Here is a 6,552-nt window from a genome sequence, read left to right on the forward strand (position 1 = left end):
TGCAACGAAAGCGGCTGTAGTTGCATTTCAGAAGTCTAAAGGTTTAATTACAGATGGGATTGTTGGTGAAAGAACTTGGACAGAGTTGAATCTTACCTGACAGGACTAAGGATAGGGTGAGCCTTTCAACAGAACCATAAATAATTGGCACTTTCATCCTCAAAATCCAATCTATCAACAATCGACTTAAAAACATCATCCTGTTTCAGGAATTTCTGTAATTTGTGTAAGTGATATATTTTGGCTGGGGTATTCCTGGTAGCTCATTAATCTTACACTATGCCTCCCAATTCAGGTGCTGTTAAACTTTCTGTCGTTGTTCCTCTTTACAATGAGGAGCTGAATGTTGATTATCTATTTGAGCGATTAAGGTCTGTCCTGAATCGTCTCAACATGACCTATGAGATCATTTGTGTGAATGATGGTAGTCGAGACAATACGCTTGGCTGTTTGATAGAGCATCATCATCAAGACACTAGAATTAAAGTTGTCAATTTGTCTCGAAATTATGGCAAAGAGATTGCTCTGAGTGCAGGTCTAGATCATGCCAATGGCGAGGCAGTCGTACCCATTGATGCTGATTTACAAGACCCACCCGAATTAATCGAAGAACTGGTGGAAAAGTGGCATGAGGGCTATGATGTCGTCTATGCAACTCGTCGTTCCCGCCAAGGAGAGAGCTGGCTCAAGCGCTTCACCGCGAATGCTTTTTACCGAATTATTGATAGCATCAGCCGTGTAACGATTCCACGCGATACCGGAGATTTTCGTTTACTTGATCGCTGCGTTGTAGAAGCTATCAAACAACTGCCGGAGCGCAATCGCTTTATGAAAGGTTTGTTTGCCTGGGTGGGTTACAAACAAACGTCCGTTCTATTCGATCGCCCATTCCGTCATCAGGGAGAAACGAAATGGAATTATTGGCGACTTTGGAACTTGGCCTTGGATGGGATTACGTCCTTTAGCCTCCTTCCTTTAAAAGTCTGGAGCTACATGGGTCTTTTAGTTGCCATACCTTCATTCTTCTACGCAAGCTTTTTAGTCCTTCGCACTTTACTTTTTGGAGCTGACCTTCCTGGTTATGCCTCAATCATGGTGGCGGTTCTCTTCTTGGGAGGAGTACAGCTGGTTAGCTTGGGCGTTATTGGTGAATATTTAGGTCGTGTCTATGAAGAGGTCAAGGGACGCCCTCTTTACTTGGTGCGAGAAACCTATGGTTTCGACTCATCTCCAACCGTTAATCACACAGTTCACTCGTCTTAGCTTGATGGGTTTTGGGGGAAAGGGGTTAAGGTTTTAAGGAATTTACGTTTCTGTTTAACCGTCCACTTCATATTGCTAATTCAAGGCGTAGCAGTACAAGCGGCAGAGCTCTGAGTTCGGTTCATCGTGATGTACCGTACAGATGAACTATCGACTTCACACAAATCATAGTCGTAATGAGTATGATTTAGAAGAAGGGTTAAATTCTAAAGTTTAAAAAATGGCTCATCTTAATCAACGCCGCTCTCAAAACGTCAGCGGTGACTTTTACGTCGATAGCACCTGTATTGATTGTGATACTTGCCGATGGATGGTTCCGGAGGTGTTTCATGAGGCGGGGGGACAGTCTGCGGTGTATCATCAACCCATATCCGAGACGGAACGCTTGCGATCGCTCCAGGCACTATTAGCTTGTCCCACTTCTTCGATTGGTACGGTTGAAACGCCTAAAGATATCAAAGCCGCTCAGCAGAGTTTCCCTATCCTCGTAGAGGACAATGTCTACCATTGCGGCTATCACTCTGAGAGTTCCTACGCAGCTACCAGCTACTTCATTCAACACCCGGACGGTAATGTTTTAGTGGATTCACCCCGCTTTGCACCACCACTCGTCAAGCGCTTAGAGGAGATGGGTGGAGTACGTTATATGTACCTGACGCACCGGGATGATGTTGCCGATCATCAAAAGTATGCTGAGCATTTCGGGTGCAAGCGAATCCTGCATAGCGATGACATCACCAGTGGGACTCGTGACGTGGAAATTCAGCTGAGTGGTTTTGAACCTATGGAGTTAGCTCCAGACCTACTGATTATCCCAGTTCCCGGTCACAGCAAAGGGCACACTGTTCTACTGCACAACAATAAATTTCTGTTCACGGGCGACCATCTGGCTTGGGATGAAGAATTAAATCAACTCGTTGCCTTCCGAGACTTCTGCTGGTACTCCTGGTCTGAACAGCTTAAGTCCATGCGAAAACTCGCTAACTACTCATTCGAGTGGGTATTACCGGGACATGGACGCCGCTACCATACCGATGCAGAAACCATGCGCCAGCAGATGCGCCAGTGTATCGCTTGGATGGAAACCAACTGAGAATAAGCGTAAGTTCATTTGTCGTAGATAACGCACTCTAAAAAAGAACCCCCTTACTCAGTGCTGTAAATGCCGCTGGGTTTATTGGGGGCTTTTTAAAACTGGGAAGCATGACTTGTTCGTCCTTTATTAGACATGTTTCGTAATAATTTTGTTGATTTTAATTAAAGAAAAATCTAAGAATAAGGATCACCCAATTTAAAAATTTAAGTATTAAAAATTTTCATTAAATATCTTATTGAAGAATAGAGAATTTTTTGCGATTTTATTAGAATAAACCCACTGCAAAATTTCTGCGGTAGTGGAGGCTTTTATGGTAGGCTATGCAGCAAGAGGAAGGTACTTAACAGTCAATCCGGGTGACATAATTCCCCAAGAACCTCAAACGCTTGAGGAAAAAGCAAAGCAGTTGGCTGTGGATGCACCTGACATTACAGGTGACTATCTCCAAGTTCCTACTTACTTTATCGTGAAATATCCTAATGGTGAAACCAAGGCTTTACACCATGTCAGGGATGCGAAACAAATTTCTGATGCAATTCGGCAGATGCGATTTGAAGAGGAAGATTGGCCTCAAGAATCAGGGGAAGTTGAACATTGGTTGAACCTGCCTGGTTTGCTCTTCATCTTTGCTTTCTTCTTGATAACTGCCACGTTCCTGGTAGGTTTTTTCTAGTCTTGGAAAGTGTGAAGTACTACGAAAAAAGCTAGGCTCAGGACTGAGGACACTCTATGGCAGAGGCTAAAAGAGAGAACCCGAAGATCTGAGCCTTATTGTTGAGAGCGATCGCCAGCATCTAGCAATTCTCATGCTTGTGATGTACAGTCAATTTTTCTCTCTTCTTTGTGTGACATGAAATAGCACAATTAGGATGTACATCATGAGTCCGAGAAACGCTATAGTTGGCACTTTCAGCATTTTTGTCAAGTCTATATAGCTGGCTGAGTACTCATCAACTAGCAATCAACTGAGAGGGTGTCACCCGCCATAACTGATCTAAACCAGAAGCGGGTATGGTGAGATACAGAACCTCACCTGCGCTGAGGTAAGTCTCTAACAAATCCCAGCCATGAATGGTTCGGCGGTTGGTTTCGATATACAAGGGTACGAAGTCAGCATCGATCGCAACCTCTCTAACACGGCGTCCACAAAAGGGATGTTCGGGAGTAATCAAGGTGCCTAAAGCAACCCAAAGGGTATCACCTGTCATCCCATTGCCCAAAATTCGCCCTCCCAAAGCGGCAGCGGCAAAGGAAGGAGTGGCTAATTCGGCTGGACACAGCACGGATTGAAATTCAAAAACCTGCGACACCATCTGCGAAAAGTGTGGGTCTTGATTGCGCACCACCACTGGCAATTTTGGGGCACTACTTTTGGCAGAGAGGGCGATTTGTAAGTTGGCGGTATCGTCGCTGGTGACAGCTAAGAGCGCTTCAGCTCGCTGGACGTTAGCCGCTGTGAGTGTGGCTGATAAACTGGCTTCTCCGTGAATGACTGGGATTCCCTGAGAACGGACAATGGTGAGGAAACGGTTATTCAGGTCATGCTCGATGACAACAACCTCATGTCCGTGAGAATGCAGTTGGTTGACAATCTGAACACCAACACCGCCCAGTCCACAGATAATGTAGTGATTTCGTGCTGGCACCCTGGCAGCATCCCAAAACTGTTTGAATCGGCTTCCTAAGACAAAATCGTTGATCAGAGCGTAGCAAATCCCAATCACTCCGGCTCCTACCAGCATCATCACTACAGTAAAAAGCTTAATGCTGTCGGGAGCCTTTTCTACGACCTGTTCTTGACCACCTGCGCCGGTAATCAAACCGACGGAGAAATACAGAGCATCGACAACCGATATATGTCCGTCAAAACAAACATAGGTGAGTGTCGCCAGGAAAATCATCACAAAAAGAGTGAGCGTCACCACCAAGATGGGTTGAGCGTGATTGTGAAACTGTCGCAGGTTGGTAAGAACTTTGAGGAGTTTTCGCAGCCAGGATTTGCGACGGCTGCGTACATTGGGTTGAGTACCGATAATTAAGCGATCGCCAACTTGCAACTTCCTTCCCTCTATCACAGCTGATACCAGTGCCACTCGACCTTTTACGGGGAGGTAGTAAATTAGCATCCGCGATCGGTCATCCCACAGATCGCTCAAACAGCGCCCAATCCAGGGGTGGTTTTGATGGATCACTTCTTCATAAATAGGCCAGGTTTGATGAAACAGCCGCAGTTGCCCGATCGCTTTATTTCCCAGTGCGGCAAAGGCAAATACGGGTGCCGCCAAGGCAGACACACTCAGACTAACATGGTCAGGAAGAGTCTGATCGAGGCGATCGCCCAAGCCGCTATTAAACAACCGATTAATGATGCGAATTCGGGGATTGAGAATTCTTGCCTGGGTCAGGATTGCCAGATTCAACGCATCGTCGTTACTCGCCAGAACCAAGGTTTTGGCAGTCTGAATCCCAGCACGTTGTAGGGTAGAGGCTGAGCGTAAATCTCCGATCACGATATCCTCTTCTTCTCCCAGAAGAGGTTTGTGATGTATGCCAACCACAGCTGCTCCCTGCTGCCTAAGTAGGGCAAAAATTTTATATCCAGTGCGACCCAAGCCACAAACAATGATGCGGGGTTTCATGAATCAGCTTTGTTGGCAGACGGACTGCTGCCTTGTGTAGGTTAAACCCCTATTTTTATATAGGTTCGCTCTTGAGTACTGTAGCTGAAAACACCACGGCTATAAGAACAAGGGAGAGGGAGGACAGGAGTGAGGTGGAAGATGAGGCAGAGGCTCCTAATTGCGGATTGGAGTAGCCACTCTAGCCTCAAAGAGATTCTCTCGACACAAACCCAGGCACGAGGTGAGATAGAAAGAAAGCTCTACAATCTATGAGCAAGCTTTCTTTTGAGTTGGATAAACACAGTTGAGCACCCGTGATGGCACACGAGCCTTTGTGGCATTCCCCATCGACAAATTTGATGTTATCGAAAGATGTTGTCCACGTCTGGCGTACTAACCTTGATTTACCAGAATCACAGATTCAGGCGTTCGCACAAACCCTCTCTCCAGACGAGCACAACAGAGCCGATCGCTTTTACTTTGAGAAGGATAGGAGGCACTTTATTGCTGGTCGTGGGATTTTACGAACAATCCTAGGTCGTTATTTAAACTTAGAGCCAGCTCAGCTTCAGTTTTCTTATAGTTCTCGTGGCAAACCAGCACTTGCCAATACTGACATCGGAGAGATTGTTGCGTTTAACTTGTCTCACTCCAACGGATTGGCTTTATATGCAATTGCCCAAGGGGCACCGGCGAAGCCGATCGCACATGCTCCCTATGTGGGCATCGATCTCGAATACATGCGCCCCATGCCCAAAGTCGAGGAACTAGCGAAACGCTTCTTCTGTCCTCGTGAATTTGCTGTAATCAGTTCCCTACCTGAGGAGCAGAAGCAAGAAGTATTTTTCCAAGCTTGGACTTGCAAAGAAGCTTACCTGAAAGCGATCGGTGATGGATTACCTGGACTGGATGGGGTTGAGGTTTCCTTAACTCCGGGAGAACCCGCCACATTACTGAGTATCCAAGGAGACCAAGAGGCAGCTTCTCATTGGTCTGTGTATCAACTGACACCATCACCCGGTTATATGGCTGCTTTGGCAGTAGAAGGACAGGGTTGGAATATAGAGTATCTGAACTTTGAGTAGCATCAATCAGATGCGGTACATTCTAACCTCTCTCCAAACCTCTCTCCTCGTAGGAGAGAGGCTTTGATTCTTCTGATGTACTTTATGCAACTGAGGGCTGCTATATTGCCAACTTAGCAAACTGCTTCACAACCTTTAGGGTAGGGTATAGCTCATTATTTAGCTGAAATTAAAGAAGCGATCGCTCACAAAAAAATGAGGGTTTAAGATTGAAGATACAAAGATTTATTAGGAGTGTGAGCGATGGTACAATCTGACCCTAAGCTGTGCCTACCAACCAGCGATGAACTGCCTTGTTCAGACGATACACCTGTGGATAACGAGAATCAAAATTTTATTCCGAACTTACTATTATTTCTACTCAAATTTATCTGGGGAAATCGCTCGGATTGGTTTTTTGGTGTAGATATGGGAATTTATCACACAACAGGCGTAAGTCCGTTGGTGCCTGTTGTCCCCGATGGATTTTTGAGTTTAGGGGTTGAGC

The 6,552-nt window shown here is 45.8% G+C and carries 6 protein-coding genes and 1 pseudogene; 6 read left to right on the forward strand and 1 reads right to left on the reverse strand.

Features of this window, described 5'->3' with window-relative positions; all coding sequences use genetic code 11:
• The 4 genes from V6C93_RS15675 to V6C93_RS15690 all read left to right on the forward strand — a co-directional run.
• Positions 1-100: peptidoglycan-binding domain-containing protein (locus V6C93_RS15675; protein ID WP_333477606.1), on the forward strand; the 100-nt coding region annotated here is incomplete at its 5' end.
• 179 nt (positions 101-279) lie between these two features.
• Positions 280-1,263: a glycosyltransferase family 2 protein gene (locus V6C93_RS15680; protein WP_333477600.1), complete on the forward strand. Its 984-nt coding sequence runs from the start codon at positions 280-282 to the stop codon at positions 1,261-1,263.
• Between the two features lie 220 nt (positions 1,264-1,483).
• On the forward strand, positions 1,484-2,356 hold the full coding sequence (locus tag V6C93_RS15685) for an MBL fold metallo-hydrolase (protein ID WP_333477601.1): 873 nt from the start codon (positions 1,484-1,486) through the stop codon (positions 2,354-2,356).
• A gap of 313 nt (positions 2,357-2,669) precedes the next feature.
• Positions 2,670-3,032 carry a hypothetical protein gene (locus tag V6C93_RS15690; RefSeq protein ID WP_333477602.1) on the forward strand — a complete coding sequence of 121 codons (363 nt, stop codon included), beginning with the start codon at positions 2,670-2,672 and terminating at the stop codon, positions 3,030-3,032.
• A gap of 277 nt (positions 3,033-3,309) precedes the next feature.
• On the opposite strand, the gene V6C93_RS15695 is transcribed toward V6C93_RS15690, so the two are convergent.
• Positions 3,310-4,998, reverse strand: coding sequence for an NAD(P)-binding protein (locus V6C93_RS15695; protein WP_333477603.1), 1,689 nt, complete (start codon positions 4,996-4,998; stop codon positions 3,310-3,312).
• A gap of 299 nt (positions 4,999-5,297) precedes the next feature.
• Between V6C93_RS15695 and V6C93_RS15700 the strand changes: the two genes are divergently transcribed.
• Both V6C93_RS15700 and V6C93_RS15705 read left to right on the forward strand, forming a co-directional pair.
• Positions 5,298-6,065 (forward strand): 4'-phosphopantetheinyl transferase family protein, encoded by a 768-nt coding sequence (locus tag V6C93_RS15700; RefSeq protein ID WP_333477604.1) that lies wholly within the window; start codon positions 5,298-5,300, stop codon positions 6,063-6,065.
• 243 nt (positions 6,066-6,308) lie between these two features.
• Positions 6,309-6,552, forward strand: a pseudogene (locus V6C93_RS15705) (Uma2 family endonuclease); the annotation flags it as partial.

It is taken from the genome of Allocoleopsis sp. (assembly GCF_036703385.1).
In the GTDB taxonomy this organism is placed as follows: domain Bacteria; phylum Cyanobacteriota; class Cyanobacteriia; order Cyanobacteriales; family Coleofasciculaceae; genus Allocoleopsis.

Excerpts from the sequence above, each read along its gene's own strand:
- V6C93_RS15700 (WP_333477604.1), top strand. The coding sequence starts at position 5,298 with ATGGCACACGAGCCTTTGTGGCATTCCCCATCGACAAATTTGATGTTA.
- V6C93_RS15695 (WP_333477603.1), bottom strand. The coding sequence starts at position 4,998 with ATGAAACCCCGCATCATTGTTTGTGGCTTGGGTCGCACTGGATATAAA.
- V6C93_RS15685 (WP_333477601.1), top strand. The coding sequence starts at position 1,484 with ATGGCTCATCTTAATCAACGCCGCTCTCAAAACGTCAGCGGTGACTTT.
- V6C93_RS15680 (WP_333477600.1), top strand. The coding sequence starts at position 280 with ATGCCTCCCAATTCAGGTGCTGTTAAACTTTCTGTCGTTGTTCCTCTT.
- V6C93_RS15690 (WP_333477602.1), top strand. The coding sequence starts at position 2,670 with ATGGTAGGCTATGCAGCAAGAGGAAGGTACTTAACAGTCAATCCGGGT.